The organism is Xanthomonas sp. PPL134, assembly GCF_040595915.1.
Lineage (GTDB): Bacteria > Pseudomonadota > Gammaproteobacteria > Xanthomonadales > Xanthomonadaceae > Xanthomonas_A > Xanthomonas_A indica.
This window is the reverse complement of the sequence record NZ_JAMDLL010000014.1, coordinates 26,880-45,001: the sequence shown is the minus strand read 5'-3', so window position 1 is coordinate 45,001 and position 18,122 is coordinate 26,880. Positions and strand designations below refer to the sequence as shown.

The window sequence follows — 18,122 nt, the reverse complement described above, 5'->3', positions numbered from 1 at the left end:
GACAGGACCCATTGACGCCGCGCGCCACAGCCCTATAATGTGCGGCTCGCGACACGGGCGGTTAGCTCAGCGGTAGAGCATTGCCTTCACACGGCAAGGGTCGCAGGTTCGAACCCTGCACCGCCCACCACGAAATCAAGCGTTTGCGAAAAGCCGGCCTAGTGCCGGCTTTTTCGTAGTTGCGAGATGGAGTTCTATCAGGAATTGCGTGCCTCACACAGGCATTGAAGTTACACGTAGTGATATCGGACCTGTGCAATCAGCAGGACGCCATGCTCGACCTTGTAGACGATCCGGTGTTCGTCGTTGATGCGTCGCGACCAGTAGCCTGCAAGTGCATGGCGTAGCGGTTCGGGTTTGCCGATGCCCTGGAAGGGATCGCGTTGAATGGCCTTGATCAGGTCGTTGATGCGCTTGAGCATCTTTTTGTCGGCCTGTTGCCAGTAGAGATAATCCTCCCAGGCGTTGTCCGAGAACTGCAGCGTCACTCGCTCAGTTCCCGTGCCTTGCCGCGACCGGATTCGAGTTGGGCGATGGATTCCAGCAGGCGCTGCGCGTTCTTCGGACTGCGCAGCAGATAGGCGGTTTCCTCCATCGCCTTGTAGTCCTCCAGCGACAGCATGACCACGGCTTGCTCGCGGCTGCGCGTGATGATCACCGGCTCGTGGTTGTTGACCACGCGGTCCATGGTGTCCGCAAGAGCGGCACGTGCGGCGCTGTAGGTGATGGTGTCCATAATGGCTCCGAGTTGTACAATAAATTGTACGCTTGCTCGTTTCCCTGTCAACGGGCCCTGGCCGGAGGCCTGGATTCTGGGTCGAGTCAGCGAGCGATGACGCACCAGGATGCGATCGGCTCACGATCCGCTCACGGCATCGCTCGATACTGGGTCCATGCCCGAAGGTCCCTCGATCGTCATCCTCAAGGAAGAAGCCGCCGCGTTTGCCGGGCGCAAGGTGTTGCGGGTCTCCGGCAACAGCAAGCTGGACCTGGAGCGGATGCGCAATCGCAAGATCCTGTCGCTGCGCAGTTGGGGCAAACATTTCCTGATCGAGTTCGATGCGTTCAGTGTGCGCATCCACTTTCTGTTGTTCGGTAGCTATCTGATCAATGCGCGCAAGGACGCGTCGGCGCGCTTGAGCCTGGGCTTCGCCAAGGGCGAGGAGCTGAACTTCTACGCGTGTTCGATCAAGTTCGTCGATGGTCCACTGGATGCGGCCTACGACTGGACCGCGGACGTGATGAATCCCGTTTGGGATGCGGCGCAGGCGCGGCGCAAGTTGCGGCTACGGCCGCGGACGCTTGCCGCCGATGCCTTGCTGGATCAGGACGTGTTCGCCGGGGTCGGCAACATCATCAAGAACGAGGTGCTTCACCGCATCCGTGTGCATCCCGAGAGCGAGATCGGTGCGTTGCCGCCACGCAAGCTGGGCGAACTGGTGACGCAGGCGCGCGAGTACAGTTTCGATTTCTATCGCTGGAAGAAAGCCTACGAGCTGAAGAAGCACTATCAGGTGCACACCAAGACGATCTGTCCGCGCGATGGCCATCTGCTCACTTATCGCAAGCAACTCGGCAAGGCGCAGCGCCGCGCGTTTTTCTGCGAGCATTGTCAGCGGCGGTATGTGCTGGATGATGGGTCCCAGACCGACATGTTCAAGTAATCCTGCTCCCGTCAGCGACGTGCTGATCGTGTTGGCAGATGAAGAGGCATGTACCTTGGCTGCAGTGTCCGCATTGGATGAGGCGGCGGAGACCGCGTCGTCGGTGCCGGTGGCCGGCGCGCATGCGTCAGGCAGGGCAATGGGGTGTCGCCGTCGACCACGCGCGCTAATCGTCCTGCGTCAGGAGGGCAGCGCCACGTTCTCGTCTTCGAACCGCCGAATGCCCAGTTCGGCGAACAGGCCGGCCCAGCCGAGATCCGTCACGACGAATGCGCGCGAGCCGTCGACGCGGCGCAGCCAGTGTCGGGCGGAGAACTGGTCGAGCAGGGCGGCGCCCAACGCGCCGGCGAGGTGGTGGCGGCGTTCGGTCCAGTCCAGGCAGCGCCGGGCCAGGGCGCGGCGGCCTTGGGCAAGCTGTGGCAAATCCACGCCCATGCGCGCGAACCACGCGGCGCCTGCGGGGGAGACGGCGTAGCGGATGGTGTCGTCGTGGGCGATCAGCCAGGCGCGCTGTTCCAGTGCCCCGGTGACGGCTACGCCGAGGCGCCCGGCGAGGTGGTCGTAGCAGCAGCGCGCCAGGCGTAGCGTCTGGGCGTCGCGGTGCGGGCGGCGGCAGCGCGACGCCTGCGGCGGCGCGAGGGTGGCCAGGGTTTCGAGTACGGCGGCGACGTGCGCGTTGGCCAGGCGGTAGTAGCGATGGCGGCCCTGGACCTCGACCGCCAGCAGGCCGCCGTCCAGCAGCTTTGCCAGGTGCGCGCTCGCGGTCTGCGGGGTGACGCCGCCGGCGAAGGCCAGTTCGCCGGCCGGCAGTGCGCGTCCATCGACCAGCGCCATCAGCATGGCGGCGCGGGCCGGGTCGGCGATCAGGAAGGCGGTCGCCGCCAGCTTGGGGTATTCCAGATGCATTGCTGCACTCCCGATGGACGTGGCCATCATAGGACCGCCCCTGCCGCGACGTTTCGCTGCGTATCGAAACGATGTCCCTGGCGGATTCCTAGACTGCGCGGATTCCCACCGGAGCCTGCCGATGCAGACGAACGAAACGCCGCCGAACCCCGCCGAGCGCGATGCGCACGTGGTATTCGAACGCTGGCATCGGCATGTGGTCGCACGCGATCTGTCGGCGTTGATGGCGCTGTATGCGCCGGACGCGCAGTTGGAATCGCCGTTGGCCTATGTGGCGTCGGCGCCGCGCCAGGACGGACGGCTGCAGGGCCGCGAGGCCATCGCGGCGTTCTTCGCCGCGTCCTTCGCCCAGCCGGAGAACGGCCTGGGGCGCTGGTATCGCAGCGGCCGCTGTCATGTCGCGGGGCGACAATTGGTCTGGGAGTATCCGCGCGAAACCCCGCAGGGCGATCAGGTCGATCTGGTGGAAGTGATGGACCTGGACGCCGCTGGGTTGATCGCCTGCCACCGTGTGTACTGGGGCTGGAAAGGCGTGCAGACGCTGCTGGCGGCGCTGGGTAAGTCGTCCTGAGCTTGCAGGTGGTCCGATCGCGCGGCAGCGCGTGGCTGCGCGTGCACAGGTGTCGCCTCGATCTGGCGCGCCGCGTGGCGCCATCTCAATGAAAATCCCGGCTGCGGATGTCCAGGCCGAGCAGCAGTGGCGTCAGGTCCTCGAGGTGGCCGGCGATCAGGTGGCGCACGCCATCGGCGGTTTCCAGGCGGCCGCGCACCAGCAGCAGCCGCGATTCGAGCAGGGCCTGGCGCTGGCGCTCGGCCAGGCGTCGCCACACCACGACGTTGACCAGGCCGTGCTCGTCTTCGAGGGTGACGAAGGTGACGCCGCTGGCGGTTTGCGGGCGTTGGCGCATGGTCACCAGACCGGCGATGGCGACGGCACTTGCATGCGGCAACGCGCGCAGTTCGCCGGAATGGCGGTAGCGGCGCGCGCGGAGCTGCGCGCGCAGCAGGGTCAGCGGATGCTTGCCCAGGGTGGTGCCGAGCGTCGCGTAGTCGGCACGGATGTCGTCGCCCTGGCTGGGCAACGGCAGCGCGACCTGCTGTTCGGGCGTGGCTGCGAGCGCTTCGAACAGCGGGCGCTGCACTTCGACGCCGGCCACGGCCCAGCGGGCGCGGTGGCGATGGCCGGCCAGCGCTTTCAACGCGCCGGCGTCGGCGAGCGCGGCGCGGGCCTTGTCGTCGAGCGCGGCGCGGTGGCACAGGTCGGCGAGGTCGTAGAACGGCGCCTGCGCGCGCGCCTGCTGCAGGCGCAGCGCGGCGTCCTCGGCCAGGCCGCGGACCAGGCGCAGGCCCAGGCGGATCGCCGGCTGCACCTGCGGATCGGGGCTGTGCGCTTCAAGACTGCAGTCCCAGTCGCTGTAGCGCACGTCCACCGGCCGCACCTGCAGGCCGTGGCGGCGCGCGTCCTGCAGCAACTGGTCGGGGCTGTAGAAGCCCATCGGCCAACTGTTGATCAGCGCGCAAATGAACGCTGCCGGTTCGTGGCACTTGAGCCAGCAACTGGCGTAGGTGAGCAGGGCGAAACTGGCGGCATGGCTTTCGGGGAACCCGTAGCTGCCGAAGCCCTTGATCTGCTCGAAGATACGCCCCGCGAATTCGGCGGTGTAGCCGTTCTTCAGCATGCCTTTCAGCAGATCCTCGCGATGCGGTTCCAGGCCGCCGTGGCGCTTCCAGGCGGCCATCGAGCGACGCAGTTGGTCGGCTTTGTCGGCGCTGTAATCGGCAGCGACCATCGCCAACTGCATGACTTGCTCCTGGAACAGTGGGACACCGAGCGTCCGTTTGAAAACTTCAAAAAGCTGCGGTGGCAGATCGTCGGTGGCTTCCTCGCCGCTGCGCCGGCGCAGATACGGATGCACCATGCCGCCCTGGATCGGGCCGGGGCGCACGATCGCCACCTGGATGACCAGGTCATAGAACTCGCGCGGCTGCAGTCGCGGCAGCATCGCCATCTGCGCGCGCGATTCGATCTGGAACACGCCGATGGTGTCGGCACGCCGGATCATCGCGTAGGTCTGCGGGTCTTCGGCGGGAATGGTGGCGAGCGTGTAGTCGCGGCCGCGGTGCGCGCGCAGCAGGTCCAGGGTGCGCCGCAGCGCGCTGAGCATGCCCAGCGCGAGCACATCGACCTTCATCAGCCCGACCAGTTCCAGGTCGTCCTTGTCCCACTGGATCACCGTGCGCTCGGCCATGGTCGCGTTCTCCACCGGCACCAGGGTGTGCAGCGCATGCTCGGAGATGACGAAGCCGCCGGGATGCTGCGACAGGTGTCGCGGGAAGCCGATCAGTTGGCTGGTGAGCACCAGCAGCCGGCGCATCACCGGCGTGTCCGGGTCGAAGCCGCGTTCGCGCAGCAGCTCCTGCGCCGATTCCACCGGATCGCGCTGGCCCAGCGCGGAGGACAACGCATCGACGGTATCGCTGGGCAGGCCCAGTGCGCGCGCCACGTCGCGCACCGCGCTGCGCGTGTGGTAGCTGATCGCCACCGCGGCCAGTGCGGCGCGCTCGCGGCCATAGTGGCGGAAGATGTACTGGATCACTTCCTCGCGGCGGTCGTGCTCGAAATCGATGTCGATGTCCGGCCGCTCCTTGCGCTCCTCGGAGATGAAGCGTTCGAACAGCATGCCGATGCGGTCCGGATCGATCGCGGTGATGCCCAGTGCGTAGCACACCGCCGAGTTCGCCGCCGAGCCGCGGCCCTGGCACAGGATGTCCTTGGAGCGTGCGAAGCGCACCAGGTCGTAGACGGTGAGGAAGTAGGACTCGTACTTCAGCCGCTCGATCACGCCGAGTTCGTGTTCGATCAGGCGCCGCGCCTTGTCCGGCACGCCGTGCGGCCAGCGCTCGGCCGCGCCGCGTTCGGTGAGGATGCGCAGCCATTGCGTGGGCGTGTGCCCGGGCGGCACCAGTTCGTGCGGGTATTCGTACTGCAGTTGGCCGAGGTCGAAGTCGCAGCGCTGGGCGATGCGCACGGTTTCGGCCAGCAGTTCCGGCGGATACAGCGTCGCCAGCGTGGCGCGCGGGCGCAGATGGCGTTCGCCGTTGGGATACAGGTGGGCGCCGGCTTCGTGCAGCGGCAGGCGTTGGCGGATCGCGGTCAGGGTGTCCTGCAGCGCGCGGCGGCCGCGCGCGTGCATGTGCACGTCGCCGCTGGCCACGGCCGGTAGCTGCAGCGCATGCGCCAACTGCAGGCGCGCCTGCAGCAGCGCGGCATCGTCGGGGCCGCGCAGCAGTTCCACCGCCAGCCATAGCCGCTGTGGGAAACGTGCCTGCAGCCAGGCACCGTCCGCGGCATCGTCGGCGTCGCCGCGCGGCAGCCACAGGCACAGCAGGCCCGAGCCGTCGTCCGCGCTTGCCAGATCCTCGCGCAACGCGCGGTAGCGGCCCTTGTCGGCGCGGCGCCGAGCCAGGGTGATCAGCCGGCACAGCCGCTGGTAGCCGTGCAGGGTCTCGGCCAGCAGCACCAGCTTGGGGCCGTGCTCGAACTGGATCTCGCTGCCGACGATGAGGTGCAGGCCCATGTCCCGGGCCGCCTGCCACGCACGCACGATGCCGGCCAGGCTGCATTCGTCGGTGATCGCCAGGGCGCGGTAGCCGTGGTGCAGCGTGCGTTCGCACAGTTCCCAGGGGTGCGAGGCACCGCGCTGGAAGCTGAAGTTGGACAGGCAATGCAGTTCGGCATAGTCGGGCAGCGTGGGGTCTGTTGGCGCGCACGGCACGTTGGCGGCGGGTGCGTTGGACGGAGCAGGCGTCGGCAGCAGCCGCAGGCGCGGCGGCATGCGCGGATGCGGCGGGGTGTGGCTCATGCGAACCAACCGTGCAGCATCAGTGCGTCCGGCGCGTCGGCCGGGGCGAACGCCCAGGCGCGCTGGCCCTGGCGGGTGCGCACGACGTAGTAGTCGCGACGCACGTCGCCGTCGTCCCACCAGCCGCTCTCGATGCGTTCCGGCCCGGCCAGGCGCTCGGGCGCGCGTTCGCGCAGTGGGATCGGTCGCGACAGCAGCCAGCCGGGCCGTGGCGGCGCGTTGGCGGCGGGCGTGGCCGTGCTGCGCGCCGGCGTGGACTCGGCGCGCCAGGCCAGTTCCGGGCGATGGTCGGCGTGTGCGCGCAGGCCGTGCACGGCGTCGTCGCCCAGGCGTGCGCGCAGGCGTTCGCGCAGTTGCTCCCACGGCAGCGCCTGCTGCGCGCGCTCGTCGAACAGTTCGCGCGCGGCCGGCACGAACGGCGGAAGTTCGTCGGCGCACAGGCGCAGGGCTTGCACCGGCGCCGGCACGCTGGCCTGCTGCAGGCGTCCGCGCGCCAGTTCGAACAGCATCGCCGCATCGCGCTCGGCGGCGAGCAATCCCACTGGCACCACGCTGGGCTCCAGGTCCTCGTGTTCGAGCAGCAGGCGGAAGCGCTGCACGCCGCCGTCGCGTCCGGCCAGGAACGCGGCCAGGTCCTGGGTCAGCCGACGCAGCGGGAACAGCAGCGCCTGGCTGGATTCGGTGGTATAGCCCAGTTCCACGCGCGCATCGAAGCGGTCCGGCGGCAGGTAGTACTGCAGTGGCAGCGGCGCCTGCCCGCGCAACGCGTCCAGGTGCTGCAACAGGGCCGGCGGATAGCGCCGCGCCAGCCCGGTGCGCGGCAGCGCGAACAGCTGCTGCAGGCGGCGCAGGCCCATCCGCGCGAAGCCGTCGGCCAGCGCGGGTGGCAGCCCGGCGCGGGCGATCGGCAACTGCCCCAGCGCACGCTGCAGCGCGGCGTTGTCGAGCAGGGCGATGCCGTCGTGCGCATTGACCAGCGCACGCGCGGCCAACGGATGCGGTGCGACCACGATGCGGTGGCGGAAGCCCAGCGCGGTCAGCTCCTCGCGCAGCCGCGCCTCGAAGCGCGGCCATGGCCCGAACAGGCCGAGGCTGGCCTCGATCTCCAGCAGCAGCGCGCCGGGGTAGTCGGTGCTGACCAGCGAACTGAAGCGGTACGCCCACGCCGCGAGGAACTGCTGGCTGCGGCGGCTTTCTTCGGCATCGTGCAGGGCGGTGGCGAAGCGGTCGCACAGCGCCTGCGCGGTGACCAGCGATTGCCCGGGACGCAGCCCGCGGGCGCGCGCGGCGGCGTTGACCGCCTTCAGCGTGCGCCGCTGCGGTGGGCCGTCGAGCAGCGCCAGCGGTTCGTCCGGCGACGGCCACCGACGCAGGACGGTGTCCAGCGCCAGTTGCGGCAACAGGATGCAGGCCCAGCGCATGGTGGCGGCCTCACCCGGTCGCCAGGATGGACAGGGCGATCGGTTGCGCCGGCGGCAGCCCGCCGCGGCACTTGAGCACGCGCAGTTGCGCCGGCGCGGCGTCGATGGCGATGCGCAGCGCGGCCGGCGACGGGTTGGCGGCGGCCTTCAGCGGGCGGTAGGCGAAGCCCAGGGTGCGCCCGGTCTCGGCGGCCACCTGCAGCCGGCGCAGGGTCTTGTCGCCGGCCAGCCCCGGCCAGCACAGCACCGCCGCGCAACTGCCCGCGCGCAGGCACTGCTCGGCGGCCCAGGCCGCGTCGGCGCCGGCGCGGACGATCTGCACCTGCGCCAGCGCTACCCCGGCCTGGGCCCAGGCGGCGGGGTAGGGCAGGTAGGGCGGATCGACCAGCACGATGCGGCCACCGCCCTGCGACAGCCGCGCCAGGGTCGGCCACAGCAGCTGCAGTTCGCCGATGCCGTCGGCGGCGTGCAGCAGTTCGGTCAGCGCCATCTCCGGCCAGCCGCGCGCGGGCAGCACCGCGTCCAGCGCGGCGTGCCCGGTGGGCTGCGCGCTGGGCGGCAGCGCCGTCGGCTGGCCGCGCCAGACCCGGCGCTCGGCCAGCAGGCGGTCGAGGGCGACGACGGCGGCCATCAGCCCGGCCGGATCAGGCCGCAGTAATGCCCTTCGATGGCGAAGTCCTGCCCGGGACCGACCACGATCGGCGCATAGGCGGGATTGCGCGGCAGCAGCGCGATGCCGTCGCCATCGGCGCGGTAGCGCTTGATGGTGAGTTCGCCATCAAGCCGCGCCACCACGATCTGCCCGTTGCGCGCATCGGCGGCGCGGCGCACCCCGACCAGGTCGCCGTCGAGGATGCCGTCGTCGATCATCGAGTCGCCCTGCACCCGCAGCAGGTAGTCCGGGCGCAGCGCGAACACCGCGCGGTCCAGGCGCAGCTGCTGGTCCAGGCCGATGTCGGCGCCGATCGGTGCACCGGCGGCGACCCGGCCCAGCACCGGCAGCTGCAGCAGTTCGCTGCGCGTGCCGGCCTGCGCCGGGCGCAGGCTGCGCGCCTGCTGCGGCACCTGCGCCAGCAGCCCGGCCTCGACCAGCGCCTGCACGTGCTTGCGCGCGGCATTGCGCGAGGCGAAGCCGAAGCGTTCGGCGATTTCGGCCAGGCTCGGCGGCCGCCCGTCCTGCTCGGCGCAGGCGTGGACGTAGGCGAGGATGGCGGCGCGCTGCGGGGACAGGGTGGTCATGGTGTACATTTGTACACCGCTGACGCGACCTTGGCGAGATGGGGCGCTGAACGGGTTTGGCGTCTCCCGACGTGTCAGCCGCGCCCGGCGCCATCCTCCGGCATCGCCCCGGCATAACGGGCGCGGGGGCGGATCAGCTTGCCCAGGGCCTGCTGCTCCAGGGCGTGGGCCAGCCAGCCGGCTTGGCGGGCGGCGGCGAACAGCACCAGGGCGTGCGCGGCGGGCAGGTCGTGGACGAAGCAGAGTGCGGCGAGCAGGCAGTCGATGTTCGGGCGCTGGCCGCTGCAGTCCTGGGCGGCGGCAATCACCGCTTCCACGTGCTGCATGCGCGTGCTGCCGCCGCTGCGTTCGCGCAGCAGGCGCAGCACTTCGGCCGCGCGCGGGTCGCCGTCGGGGTACAGGGCGTGGTGGAAGCCGGGCAGGTCGTCGCCGCGCTGCCAGCGCTCGGCGATCAGGGCGGCGGCGCTGGGCGCGTCCTGGGCGTCGCGCAGCAGGGCGTGGGCGCGCGCGGTGGCGCCGCCGTGGCGCGGGCCGGACAGCGCGGCCAGGCCCGCGCTGACGGTGGCGTGCAGCGGCGCGCCGGTGGAGGCGACCACGCGGGCGGCGAAGGCGGAGACGTTGAGTTCGTGGTCGGCGCACAGCAGCAGGGCGGCGCGCACCAGCTCGGCGAAGCCGGCGTCGCCGGGACGCCAGTGGTCGGCGATCAGGCGATGCACCTGGCGCGCGTCCGGCGTGGTGCCGACCAGCAGCGCGGCGTTCTGCCGCAGCAGGGTGGCGGCGCTCTCGCGGCGCACGCCGGGGGCGGCGTTGAGCGACTGGCGCAGGTCCAGGGCCAGCAGCGGGATGCAGGCCATGGCGCGTTCCAGCGGCGGCAGCGCGGCATGCCCGGCCAGCGGCGCCACCACCGCCGGCCACGGCGCGACCGGCGCGCTGGCGAACGGGTCTTCGCCCTCCGGGCAGTCCCACAGCAGCCGCGCGACGTCCTCCAGGCTGGCGCCGGCACGCACCATGGCCACCGCCGAGCGTCCGCGGTAGTAGGGGCCGTCGGGGCGGATCAGCGAGATCCGCGTCTCCAGCACCGGCAGGCCGCGGTCCAGGCTCTGTGCGGCACCGCGCGCGGCGCCGCGGCCGGCGCGCTTGCGCTGCGCCAGCCGCTCCACTTCGGCGCGCAGGTAGGCGCGGCTGCGGTGGTCGGGACCGGCGCGCGAACTGAGCAGGCCGCGGCTGACGTAGGCGTACAGGGTGGCGCTGCTGATGCCGAGCAGGGCGCAGGCCTGTGCGGCGGAGATCAGGTTGCGGTCGGGGCTGTCGGACATGAAGGGACGATAGGTTGATTCATTGAATCAAGATTGATCCGTGCCGGCGAGAGTGCCAGATTGGCGCCCATCGCGGAACGCCCGGCGGGGCGCCGCCGCCTCTTCGTCAGGAGCTGCCATGTCCCTCGTTTCCCCCGGCGCCGGTTTCCGCGCCGCCCTGGCCGCCGAAGCGCCGTTGCAGGTGATCGGTGCGATCAACGCCAACCATGCGCTGCTGGCGCAGCGCGCCGGCTACAAGGCGATCTACCTGTCCGGCGGCGGCGTCGCCGCCGGCTCGCTGGGCCTGCCGGACCTGGGCATCAACACCCTGGAGGACGTGCTGATCGATGTGCGCCGCATCACCGACGTGTGCCCGCTGCCGCTGCTGGTGGACATCGACACCGGCTTCGGACCGAGTGCGTTCAACATCGAGCGCACCATCAAGTCGCTGATCAAGGCCGGCGCGGCCGCCTGCCACATCGAGGACCAGGTCGGCGCCAAGCGCTGCGGCCACCGCCCGGGCAAGGAGATCGTCAGCCAGGGCGAGATGGTGGACCGGGTCAAGGCTGCGGCCGATGCCAAGACCGATCCGGATTTCTTCCTGATCGCGCGCACCGACGCGATCCAGACCGAGGGCGTGGACGCGGCGATCGAACGCGCCATCGCCTGCGTGGAGGCTGGCGCCGACGGCATCTTCGCCGAGGCCGCCTACGACCTGGACACCTACCGCCGTTTCGTCGATGCGGTGAAGGTGCCGGTGCTGGCCAACATCACCGAGTTCGGCAAGACCCCGCTGTTCACCCGCGACGAACTGGCCGCGGCCGGCGTGGCGATCCAGTTGTTCCCGCTGTCGGCGTTCCGCGCCGCCAACAAGGCCGCCGAGGACGTGTACACCGCGATCCGTCGCGATGGCCACCAGCAGGGAGTGCTGGAGCGCATGCAGACCCGCGAGGAACTGTACGAGCGCATCGGCTACCACGCCTTCGAGCAGCGCCTGGATGCGCTGTTCGCCGGCAAGGGCGCATGATCGGCGGCGATTTTCCTGCCCGAGCCTGCCCATGAATACCCAAGCCAGCGCGGCCTCGTTCCTGCGCAGCCGCATCGATCGCCGCCAGACCGCGCGGCACCTGCTGCAGACCGAACTGGACAAACTGTCCGAGGCCGAGCGCGAGGTGGTGGAGCGCTTCATCGCCAAGCGCCACGTGGCCCGCGACATCGTCAAGCAGGCCGACCGCGACCGCTCGCTGGGCGAGCGCGTGGCCGACCGCGTCGCCGCGATCGGCGGCAGCTGGAGCTTCATCATCGGCTTCTGCGTGGTGCTGCTGGGCTGGATCGTGCTCAACAGCCTGGTACTGGCGCACGCCTTCGATCCGTATCCTACATCCTGCTCAACCTGTGCCTGTCGTGCCTGGCGGCGATCCAGGCGCCGGTGATCATGATGAGCCAGAACCGCCAGGCGGCGGTGGACCGCCTGCATGCGCAGAACGATTACGAAGTGAACATCAAGGCCGAGCTGGAAATCCTGCAGGTGCACGAGAAGCTCAACCAGCTGCGCGAGCAGGACTGGGCGACGCTGGTGGAATTGCAGAACCGCCAGATCCTCATGCTGCAGCAACTGCTCGAGCGCGCCGGCGTCACGCCGCCACCGCAGGCCACCTGATCCACCGCACTCATCCGACCGCAACACCGGGAGATTCGCCATGAACGATACCGCTCCGCAGACCGCCCCCGCCTTCAAGCCGAAGAAATCGGTGGCCCTGTCCGGCACCGCCGCCGGCAACACCGCGCTGTGCACGGTGGGCCGTAGCGGCAACGACCTGCACTACCGCGGCTACGACATCCTGGACCTGGCGCGCAGCAGCCAGTTCGAGGAGATCGCCTACCTGCTGGTGCACGGCAAGCTGCCCAGCAACAGCGAGCTGCGCGGCTACAAGGCCAAGCTGCGCTCGCTGCGCGGCATCCCGGCCGCGGTCAAGGCCGCGCTGGAGCAGTTGCCGCCGTCGGCGCATCCGATGGACGTGATGCGCACCGGCGTGTCGGTGCTGGGCTGCGTGCAGCCGGAGAAGGACGACCACAATCATCCCGGCGCGCGCGACATCGCCGACAAGCTGATGGCCAGCCTCGGTTCGATGCTGCTGTACTGGTACCACTACAGCCACAACGGCCGGCGCATCGAGGTGGAGACCGACGACGATTCGATCGGCGGGCATTTCCTGCGCCTGCTGCACGGCTTCAAGCCGCACGAGGAATGGGTGCAGGCGATGCACACCAGCCTGATCCTGTATGCCGAGCACGAATTCAACGCCTCCACCTTCGCCTGCCGGGTCATCGCCGGCACCGGCAGCGACATGTACAGCGCCATCGCCGGCGGCATCGGCGCGCTGCGCGGACCCAAGCACGGTGGCGCCAACGAGGTCGCCTTCGAGGTGCAGAAGCGCTACGACACCCCGGACGAGGCCGAGGCCGACATCCGCGCGCGGGTCGAGCGCAAGGAAGTGATCATCGGTTTCGGCCACCCGGTGTACACGGTGTCGGACCCGCGCAACCAGGTCATCAAGGACGTGGCGCGCGAACTGTCCGAGGCGCAGGGCAGCCGCAAGATGTACGACATCGCCGAGCGCCTGGAGACGGTGATGTGGGACATCAAGAAGATGTTCCCCAACCTGGACTGGTTCAGTGCGGTCAGCTACCACATGATGGGCGTGCCGACGGCGATGTTCACCCCGCTGTTCGTGATCGCCCGCACTGCCGGCTGGAGCGCGCACATCATCGAGCAGCGCATCGACGGCAAGATCATCCGCCCCAGCGCGAACTACGTGGGGCCGGAGGATCAGGCGTTCGTGCCGATCGACCAGCGCAAGTGATGCACCGACACGCCCTCTACTCCGAGTGACACTCCCCTCTCCCCCCGGGAGAGGGGTTGGGGGTGAGGGTACGGGCGCAGCCTCGTGGTGTTCGAGGCTTCGCTCGTGGCCTCATCCGCCCTCATGAAGAATCCGACGGCACTAAGCTTCGCCCGTACCCTCATCCGCCCCTTCGGGGCACCTTCTCCCGGTGGGAGAAGGGTCCTGTCTTCGCTTTTTTCTACTGTAGCCAGCCATGAACAGCCACTACCGTAAATCCCTTCCGGGTACCTCGCTGGACTACTTCGATGCGCGTGCCGCGGTCGATGCGATCAGCCCGGGCGCCTATGCCGGCTTGCCTTACGTGTCGCGGGTGTTCGCCGAGAACCTGGTGCGCCGCTGCGATCCGGATCTGCTGCACGATGCCTTGCTGCAGTTGATCGAGCGCCGCCGCGACCTGGATTTCCCATGGTTTCCGGCGCGCGTGGTGTGCCACGACATCCTCGGCCAGACCGCGCTGGTGGACCTGGCCGGGCTGCGCGATGCCATCGCCGAGCAGGGTGGCGACCCGGCCAAGGTCAACCCGGTGGTACCGGTGCAGTTGATCGTCGACCATTCGCTGGCGGTGGAATGCGGCGGCGACGATCCGCAGGCCTTCGCCAAGAACCGCGCGATCGAGGATCGTCGCAACGAGGACCGCTTCCACTTCATCGACTGGAGCAAGCGCGCGTTCCGCAATGTGGACGTGATCCCGCCGGGCAACGGCATCATGCACCAGATCAATCTGGAGAAGATGTCGCCGGTGATCTGCGTGCACGACGGCGTCGCCTTCCCGGATACCTGCGTGGGCACCGACAGCCACACGCCGCACGTGGACGCGCTGGGCGTGATCGCGATCGGTGTCGGCGGGCTGGAAGCGGAGAGCGTGATGCTCGGCCGCGCCTCGTGGATGCGTCTGCCGGACATCGTCGGCGTGGAACTGAGCGGCCGGCCGCAGCCCGGCATCACCGCCACCGACGTGGTGCTGGCGCTGACCGAGTTCCTGCGCCAGGAGCGCGTGGTCGGCGCGTACCTGGAATTCTTCGGCGAAGGCTCCGCCGCGCTGACCATCGGCGACCGCGCCACCATCTCCAACATGTGCCCGGAATACGGCGCCACCGCGGCGATGTTCTACATCGACCAGCAGACCCTGGACTACCTGCGCCTGACCGGGCGCGAGGAAGCGCAGGTGGCCTTGGTGGAGCAGTACGCGCGCACCACCGGGCTGTGGGCCGATGCGCTGGCCACTGCGCAGTACGAGCGCGTGCTGCGCTTCGACCTGTCGCAGGTGGTGCGCAACATGGCCGGCCCGAGCAATCCGCACAAGCGCGTGGCGACCACCGAGCTGGCCGCGCGCGGCATCGCCGACGCCAGCAAGCTGGCCGCCGGCCAGGCCGAGCAGGCGCAGGGGCGCATGCCCGACGGCGCGGTGATCATCGCCGCCATCACCAGCTGCACGAACACCTCCAACCCGCGCAACGTCATCGCCGCCGGCCTGCTGGCGCGCAACGCGCGCGCGCGCGGCCTGGTCCGCAAACCGTGGGTGAAGACCTCGCTGGCGCCGGGATCCAAGGCGGTGCAGCTGTACCTGGAAGAGGCCGGCCTGCTGCCGGACCTGGAGGCGCTGGGCTTCGGCATCGTCGCCTTCGCCTGCACCACCTGCAACGGCATGAGCGGCGCGCTGGATCCGCGCATCCAGCAGGAGATCGTGGAGCGCGACCTGTACGCCACCGCGGTGCTGTCGGGCAACCGCAACTTCGACGGGCGCATCCATCCCTACGCCAAGCAGGCGTTCCTGGCCTCGCCGCCGCTGGTGATCGCCTACGCCATCGCCGGCACGGTGCGCTTCGACATCGAGAAGGACGTGCTGGGCACCGACGCCGACGGCCGCGAGGTGCGGCTGAAGGACATCTGGCCCAGCGACGCCGAGATCGATGCGGCGGTGCGCGCCGCGGTGAAGCCGGAGCAGTTCCGCCGCGTCTATGCGCCGATGTTCAACGTGCGCGTGGAGCAGGGCGCGCCGGTGGCGCCGCTGTACGACTGGCGCCCGCGCAGCACCTACATCCGCCGCCCGCCGTACTGGGAAGGCGCGCTGGCCGGCGAGCGCACGCTGCGTGGCATGCGCGCGCTGGCGGTGCTCGGCGACAACATCACCACCGACCACCTGTCGCCGTCCAACGCGATCCTGGCCGACAGCGCCGCCGGCGAATACCTGGCGCACATGGGTGTGCCGGAGGAAGACTTCAATTCCTACGCCACCCATCGCGGCGACCACCTCACCGCGCAGCGCGCCACCTTCGCCAACCCCAAGCTGATCAACGAAATGGCGGTGGTCGACGGCAAGGTGAAGCAGGGCTCGCTGACCCGGCTGGAGCCGGACGGGCAGGTGCTGCGCATGTGGGAAGCGATCGAGACCTACATGGCGCGCAAGCAGCCGTTGATCGTGATCGCCGGCGCCGACTACGGCCAGGGCTCCTCGCGCGACTGGGCGGCCAAGGGCGTGCGCCTGGCCGGGGTCGAAGCGATCGTCGCCGAAGGCTTCGAGCGCATCCATCGCACCAACCTGATCGGCATGGGCGTGCTGCCGCTGCAGTTCCTGCCCGGCACCACGCGCACGACCCTGGGCATCGACGGCAGCGAGACCTTCGACGTGGTCGGCGCGCGCACGCCGGGCGCCACGCTGACCCTGCGCATCGTGCGCAAGGACGGCGCTGCGGTGGACGTGCCGGTGCTGTGCCGCCTGGACAGCAACGAGGAAGTGTCCATCTACGAGGCCGGCGGCGTGTTGCAGCGCTTCGCCCAGGACTTCCTCGAGGAAGCCCGCAGCGCCTGAGCCGGCTGCCGCTGTCATCGGGCGCGTGCCATGCTGGCCGCGCCCGCCACCGCCGAGGAGACCGTCATGCCCACGTCCGCTACCCCCACCGGGACCGTCCAGTTGCATCGGGTGCTGCGCGCGCCGGCCGAACGCGTCTACCGCGCCTTCCTGGAACCGGCGGCACTGGTCAAATGGTTGCCGCCGCATGGCTTCGTCGCCACCGTGCACGCGCTGGACGCGCGCGTGGGCGGCAGCTACCGGATGAGTTTCACCAACCTCGGCACCGGCACCAGCAGTGCCTTCGGCGGCACCTATCTGGAACTGGTACCCGGGCAGTTGATCCGCCACACCGACCGCTTCGACAATCCGGACCTGCCCGGCGAGATGATCGTGACCGTGCGGCTGCGGCCGGTGGCCTGCGGCACCGCGCTGGAGATCGTGCAGGAGGGCATCCCGCCGCAGATCCCGGTGGAGTTCTGCCACCTCGGCTGGCAGGAGTCGCTGGCCCTGCTGACGCAACTGGTCGAGCCCGAAATTCCCGATTCGCCCTGATCCGCCGTCTCTTCATTTTCGCACGTACCCGGAACCGCCATGGCCCACGCTCCGCAACTCCGCATCCCTGCCACCTACATGCGCGGCGGCACCTCCAAGGGCGTGTTCTTCCGCCTGCAGGACCTGCCCGCGGCGGCGCAGACGCCGGGCTCGGCGCGCGACGCGCTGCTGCAGCGGGTGATCGGCAGCCCCGATCCCTACGCCAAGCAGATCGACGGCATGGGCGGGGCCACCTCCAGCACCAGCAAGACCGTGATCGTGGCGCCGAGCACGCGCCCGGACCACGACGTGGACTATTTGTTCGGCCAAGTGGCGATCGAGCGTGCATTCGTGGACTGGAGCGGCAACTGCGGCAATCTGTCGGCGGCGGTGGGGCCGTTCGCGATCGCTGCGGGGCTGGTGGATCCGGCGCGGATTCCGCGCGACGGCCTCGCCACGGTGCGGATCTGGCAGGCCAACATCGGCAAGACCATCGTCGCGCAGGTGCCGATGACCGACGGCGCGGTCCAGGAGACCGGCGATTTCGAGCTGGACGGGGTGACCTTCCCGGCGGCGGAGATCGCGCTGGAATTCCTCGACCCGGCCGCCGACGAGGACGGCGCCGGCGGCGCCATGTTCCCCACCGGCAACCTGGTCGACACGCTGGAGGTGCCCGGCGTCGGCAGCTTCCAGGCGACCCTGATCAACGCCGGCATTCCCACCATCTTCCTTGAGGCGCAGGCGCTGGGGTATCGCGGCACCGAGCTGCAGGACGCGATCAACGGCGATGCGCAGGCGCTGCAGCGCTTCGAGACGATCCGCGCGTACGGCGCGCTGCGCATGGGCCTGATCGCCACGCTGGAGGACGCGGTCACGCGCCAGCACACGCCCAAGGTCGCCTTCGTCGCGCCGCCGGCCGACTACATCGCCTCCAGCGGCAAGCCGGTGGCGGCCGCCGACATCGACCTGCTGGTGCGGGCGATGTCGATGGGCAAGCTGCACCACGCGATGATGGGCACCGCGGCGGTGGCGATCGGCACCGCCGCGGCCATTCCCGGCACCCTGGTCAACCGCGCCGCTGGTGGGGGCGAGCGCACTGCGGTGCGCTTCGGCCACCCCTCCGGCACCTTGCGGGTCGGCGCCGAGGCGCGCCAGGTGGGCGGCCAGTGGACCGTCACCAAGGCCTTGATGAGCCGCAGCGCGCGCGTGCTGATGGAAGGCTGGGTGCGCGTGCCGGAGACGCCAGCTGGTTGAGGCGGGTGCTCCGGCCGCGAGCGTTTTAAGGGCCGTAGTGGCCTGTCGCATTGCGCGTCGCGGCTGAAGCCGCTCCCACAAGTAGGCATCGCGCCAGCGGATGCGTCATGCGCAGGCAAGCCTTGTGGGAGGGACTTCAGTCCCGACCCGATGACCGGTGACTGCCGCAATGCGGGGCGATCGCCGCAGGAGGCCGCGAGTTCACTGCATCGCGCGTCGCGGCTGAAGCCGCTCCCACAGTGGCATCGCGCG

Annotated in this window: 15 protein-coding genes, 1 tRNA gene and 1 pseudogene; 9 read left to right on the top strand and 8 right to left on the bottom strand. The window is 69.8% G+C overall.

Going from position 1 to position 18,122, the window contains the following annotated elements:
* The first annotated feature begins 55 nt into the window (after window positions 1-55).
* Window positions 56-130 (top strand) — tRNA-Val (locus M3U25_RS18135).
* A 100-nt stretch (window positions 131-230) separates the two neighbouring features.
* Here the strand turns inward: M3U25_RS18135 and M3U25_RS18130 are convergent.
* Together M3U25_RS18130 and M3U25_RS18125 are read right to left on the bottom strand one after the other, a co-directional pair.
* Window positions 231-488, bottom strand: a complete 258-nt coding sequence (locus tag M3U25_RS18130) for a Txe/YoeB family addiction module toxin (protein ID WP_017907918.1) — start codon at window positions 486-488, stop codon at window positions 231-233.
* The gene (locus M3U25_RS18125; protein WP_017907919.1) at window positions 485-736 is read right to left on the bottom strand and encodes a type II toxin-antitoxin system prevent-host-death family antitoxin; all 252 of its coding nucleotides are present in this window, start codon (window positions 734-736) and stop codon (window positions 485-487) included. Before M3U25_RS18125 ends, M3U25_RS18130 begins: the two co-directional genes overlap by 4 nt.
* Window positions 737-893: 157 nt before the next feature.
* On the opposite strand from M3U25_RS18125, the gene M3U25_RS18120 reads away from it, so the two are divergent.
* Complete coding sequence (locus tag M3U25_RS18120; RefSeq protein WP_355503244.1) at window positions 894-1,664, top strand: DNA-formamidopyrimidine glycosylase family protein; 771 nt, start codon at window positions 894-896, stop codon at window positions 1,662-1,664.
* Between the two features lie 180 nt (window positions 1,665-1,844).
* Here the strand turns inward: M3U25_RS18120 and M3U25_RS18115 are convergent, their stop codons facing one another.
* The gene (locus M3U25_RS18115) at window positions 1,845-2,570 is read right to left on the bottom strand and encodes a helix-turn-helix transcriptional regulator (protein ID WP_355503246.1); all 726 of its coding nucleotides are present in this window, start codon (window positions 2,568-2,570) and stop codon (window positions 1,845-1,847) included.
* A 121-nt stretch (window positions 2,571-2,691) separates the two neighbouring features.
* Between M3U25_RS18115 and M3U25_RS18110 the strand changes: the two genes are divergently transcribed.
* Complete coding sequence (locus tag M3U25_RS18110) at window positions 2,692-3,141, top strand: nuclear transport factor 2 family protein (protein ID WP_355503248.1); 450 nt, start codon at window positions 2,692-2,694, stop codon at window positions 3,139-3,141.
* An 85-nt stretch (window positions 3,142-3,226) separates the two neighbouring features.
* On the opposite strand, the gene M3U25_RS18105 is transcribed toward M3U25_RS18110, so the two are convergent.
* The 5 genes from M3U25_RS18105 to M3U25_RS18085 form a co-directional block, all read right to left on the bottom strand.
* Window positions 3,227-6,433, bottom strand: coding sequence for an error-prone DNA polymerase (locus M3U25_RS18105; protein WP_355503250.1), 3,207 nt, complete (start codon window positions 6,431-6,433; stop codon window positions 3,227-3,229).
* Entirely contained in the window at window positions 6,430-7,854 is a 1,425-nt protein-coding gene (locus M3U25_RS18100; protein WP_355503252.1) for a DNA polymerase Y family protein, read from the bottom strand. The genes M3U25_RS18105 and M3U25_RS18100 overlap by 4 nt, the downstream gene beginning before the upstream one ends.
* A gap of 10 nt (window positions 7,855-7,864) precedes the next feature.
* Window positions 7,865-8,485: a translesion DNA synthesis-associated protein ImuA gene (gene imuA / locus M3U25_RS18095; RefSeq protein WP_355503254.1), complete on the bottom strand. Its 621-nt coding sequence runs from the start codon at window positions 8,483-8,485 to the stop codon at window positions 7,865-7,867.
* Entirely contained in the window at window positions 8,485-9,093 is a 609-nt protein-coding gene (gene lexA, locus M3U25_RS18090; protein WP_160946367.1) for a transcriptional repressor LexA, read from the bottom strand. The genes imuA and lexA overlap by 1 nt, the downstream gene beginning before the upstream one ends.
* A 74-nt stretch (window positions 9,094-9,167) precedes the next feature.
* Window positions 9,168-10,409, bottom strand: a complete 1,242-nt coding sequence (locus M3U25_RS18085) for a citrate synthase family protein (protein ID WP_242161412.1) — start codon at window positions 10,407-10,409, stop codon at window positions 9,168-9,170.
* A 118-nt stretch (window positions 10,410-10,527) separates the two neighbouring features.
* Between M3U25_RS18085 and prpB the strand changes: the two genes are divergently transcribed.
* The 6 genes and pseudogenes from prpB (at window position 10,528) to prpF (ending at window position 17,870) form a co-directional block, all read left to right on the top strand.
* A complete protein-coding gene (prpB, locus tag M3U25_RS18080; protein WP_242161414.1) occupies window positions 10,528-11,415 on the top strand; it encodes a methylisocitrate lyase in 888 nt (295 codons plus the stop codon).
* A 31-nt stretch (window positions 11,416-11,446) separates the two neighbouring features.
* Window positions 11,447-12,048: pseudogene (locus M3U25_RS18075) on the top strand (DUF1003 domain-containing protein).
* Between the two features lie 40 nt (window positions 12,049-12,088).
* Window positions 12,089-13,252 (top strand): 2-methylcitrate synthase, encoded by a 1,164-nt coding sequence (prpC, locus tag M3U25_RS18070; RefSeq protein WP_019800603.1) that lies wholly within the window; start codon window positions 12,089-12,091, stop codon window positions 13,250-13,252.
* Between the two features lie 235 nt (window positions 13,253-13,487).
* Entirely contained in the window at window positions 13,488-16,103 is a 2,616-nt protein-coding gene (gene acnD, locus M3U25_RS18065; protein WP_355503258.1) for a Fe/S-dependent 2-methylisocitrate dehydratase AcnD, read from the top strand.
* A gap of 66 nt (window positions 16,104-16,169) precedes the next feature.
* Entirely contained in the window at window positions 16,170-16,637 is a 468-nt protein-coding gene (locus M3U25_RS18060) for an SRPBCC family protein (RefSeq protein WP_242161422.1), read from the top strand.
* A 39-nt stretch (window positions 16,638-16,676) separates the two neighbouring features.
* A complete protein-coding gene (gene prpF, locus M3U25_RS18055; RefSeq protein WP_355503261.1) occupies window positions 16,677-17,870 on the top strand; it encodes a 2-methylaconitate cis-trans isomerase PrpF in 1,194 nt (397 codons plus the stop codon).
* The last annotated feature ends 252 nt before the right edge of the window (window positions 17,871-18,122 follow it).

Coding starts and splice junctions, on each gene's coding strand:
- lexA (WP_160946367.1), bottom strand. CDS start 9,093: ATGACCACCCTGTCCCCGCAGCGCGCCGCCATCCTCGCCTACGTCCAC.
- M3U25_RS18105 (WP_355503250.1), bottom strand. CDS start 6,433: ATGAGCCACACCCCGCCGCATCCGCGCATGCCGCCGCGCCTGCGGCTG.
- prpF (WP_355503261.1), top strand. CDS start 16,677: ATGGCCCACGCTCCGCAACTCCGCATCCCTGCCACCTACATGCGCGGC.
- M3U25_RS18125 (WP_017907919.1), bottom strand. CDS start 736: ATGGACACCATCACCTACAGCGCCGCACGTGCCGCTCTTGCGGACACC.
- M3U25_RS18100 (WP_355503252.1), bottom strand. CDS start 7,854: ATGCGCTGGGCCTGCATCCTGTTGCCGCAACTGGCGCTGGACACCGTC.
- M3U25_RS18085 (WP_242161412.1), bottom strand. CDS start 10,409: ATGTCCGACAGCCCCGACCGCAACCTGATCTCCGCCGCACAGGCCTGC.
- prpC (WP_019800603.1), top strand. CDS start 12,089: ATGAACGATACCGCTCCGCAGACCGCCCCCGCCTTCAAGCCGAAGAAA.
- M3U25_RS18120 (WP_355503244.1), top strand. CDS start 894: ATGCCCGAAGGTCCCTCGATCGTCATCCTCAAGGAAGAAGCCGCCGCG.
- M3U25_RS18115 (WP_355503246.1), bottom strand. CDS start 2,570: ATGCATCTGGAATACCCCAAGCTGGCGGCGACCGCCTTCCTGATCGCC.
- acnD (WP_355503258.1), top strand. CDS start 13,488: ATGAACAGCCACTACCGTAAATCCCTTCCGGGTACCTCGCTGGACTAC.
- prpB (WP_242161414.1), top strand. CDS start 10,528: ATGTCCCTCGTTTCCCCCGGCGCCGGTTTCCGCGCCGCCCTGGCCGCC.
- M3U25_RS18060 (WP_242161422.1), top strand. CDS start 16,170: ATGCCCACGTCCGCTACCCCCACCGGGACCGTCCAGTTGCATCGGGTG.
- M3U25_RS18110 (WP_355503248.1), top strand. CDS start 2,692: ATGCAGACGAACGAAACGCCGCCGAACCCCGCCGAGCGCGATGCGCAC.
- imuA (WP_355503254.1), bottom strand. CDS start 8,485: ATGGCCGCCGTCGTCGCCCTCGACCGCCTGCTGGCCGAGCGCCGGGTC.